This is a genomic window from Vibrio sp. 10N.222.48.A3 (assembly GCF_041475345.1).
In the GTDB taxonomy this organism is placed as follows: Bacteria; Pseudomonadota; Gammaproteobacteria; order Enterobacterales; family Vibrionaceae; genus Vibrio; species Vibrio tasmaniensis_A.
Window position 1 is genome coordinate 1 of the sequence record NZ_JBFRVX010001095.1, and the last position, 1,907, is coordinate 1,907.

The 1,907-nt window shown below is 38.0% G+C and carries 4 protein-coding genes; all 4 read right to left on the reverse strand.

Features of this window, described 5'->3' with window-relative positions:
* A partial coding sequence (locus tag AB4653_RS23925) for a MaoC family dehydratase (RefSeq protein ID WP_372105491.1) occupies positions 1-396 on the reverse strand: 396 nt, incomplete at its 3' end.
* The gene (locus AB4653_RS23930) at positions 397-1,140 is read right to left on the reverse strand and encodes an acyltransferase (RefSeq protein ID WP_009847940.1); all 744 of its coding nucleotides are present in this window, start codon (positions 1,138-1,140) and stop codon (positions 397-399) included.
* Positions 1,140-1,532, reverse strand: a complete 393-nt coding sequence (locus AB4653_RS23935) for an FdtA/QdtA family cupin domain-containing protein (RefSeq protein ID WP_009847941.1) — start codon at positions 1,530-1,532, stop codon at positions 1,140-1,142. Before AB4653_RS23935 ends, AB4653_RS23930 begins: the two co-directional genes overlap by 1 nt.
* On the reverse strand, positions 1,525-1,907 hold a 383-nt coding region (locus tag AB4653_RS23940), incomplete at its 5' end, for a DUF563 domain-containing protein (protein ID WP_372105492.1). The genes AB4653_RS23940 and AB4653_RS23935, both read right to left, overlap by 8 nt.

The window sequence follows — 1,907 nt, forward strand, 5'->3', positions numbered from 1 at the left end:
GTATATTTCTGCTTGGCCGGTTATAACTTTTTGCTTGCCCACTTTACAATACGTATCAAAATAAACGCGACGTTTATTTATATCAATTTCGCTTACAACTACAGTAGCAACAACCGTATCATCAATGTAAACGGGCTTCCTAAACTTCAAGGATTGAGATACATAGACACAGCCTTCACCTGGCAGCTTAGTTCCAAACAGCGCGGAAAAAAAACTAGAGCTAATCATGCCATGAGCGATTCTTTTCTTAAAACGAGAGTTTTCAGCATAAACTTCATCAAGATGAACGGGGTTTCTATCTCCAGAGAAGCCAGCAAATTGCTTTACATCAGCTTCAGAAATAGTTTGAGAGTATGATGCGGACATCCCAACTTCAATATCGTGAATATCATACATTTAGTTACTCTCCTTTACCCATTGCTGTACGACATCATCTGGATAGCCTCTATGGAAGTGATTAACCCAAGGGTAAGCTGGCTTGCGGCTACCATCTTTCAAGCGTATTCTTGCGGCAGGGCCGATTAATTTCGCTGGATTACCAGAATAAAGCATATCTTCTTGAGTGCTTTTAGCTACTGTTGAACTTGCTCCAACTAAACAACCTTTAGCGATCGTGACTCCCGGTAATATTACGGACATTGTAGCTATCACAGCATAGTCTTCAATAACAACGCCTTGCATTACGTTACTTGGCGGATGCGGGTCATTCGTAAGGACAACATAGGGAAATAGCCAGACGTAATCTCCGACTTTTGAAAGTTTTCCTACATGAACATTACTGTGAAGCCTCACATAATCACCAAATTCACAATCCCCTTGTATATCTGATAGGGTTCCAATTTGAAAGTTTTTACCAGCGACGGTTTTCTCTCGAACAGAAACTCGATGACCCGTAACTAAACCTTCATCAAAAGTCGAACCCTCATAAAACATACTGTATGAGCGAATATGTGAATTTTTACCAACAACTAACTTTCTATTACCTGATAAAGAAGTTTCTACACCTAGTTCACAGTTACTTTCGACAACCGTATTGTCTCCAATATCTACATTGTCATGAATTATACTAAAGGCTCCGATAGTTACATTTTTACCAATCGTTGCTTTTTTCGATACGATCGCACTTTTATGTATAGTCATTAGTTTACCAACCTTAAAAATTCTTCATAATCACGAATATAATCTGACTCATCGTAAATATTACTCGCGAGTACCAACAAAACACAATCCTTTGAAAAATCGTGCATTTCTCGCCATTTGTTATTATCAATATACAACCCTTGTTCTGGACTATCGAGTACAACGCTCTCTCTCGACTGACCATCATCTAAGACAATTCTACAGCTACCTTTCACACAAATCGCCATTTGCTCTAATTTTTTGTGAGCATGAAAGCCTCTAGATATTTGGCTCTTTGTATCAAAAATATAGTAAACACGCTTAATTTCAAAGGGAATGTTACCCAATTCTTCGAGAGAAACTAATGATCCTCTATCGTCACCAAGCACATTGAATTTAAATGTTTTAATCATCAAGTTTTTCCAATAGTTTTTCTAGTTCTTTGACATCTACGTTCGCATCACCGTGAACAGAGTTTGAGTTATCGTCAGGAGTAGTAAGGAAGTGAATCAAATGAACATTTGAAACATCAGCTAAGGGCTGAAATACATAATAGTTAGTGCTTTGTGCCGATGGGTATAGTGATATAGCTGTACTACCTGGTTTCATGAATAATAAATTGGTAAAGGCAGCACCAGAAGCACCAACTATAACTTCAGCTTGCGAAAATAAATTATACTGCTCAAAAAAATCAAGAGAGCCAGGATCAACAAAGTCGAATCCTTTCCTATACAGTAACCTCTCTAAATCTAGAACATTACTGAGCTTCCTTAGCTTGGTGTTTTCTC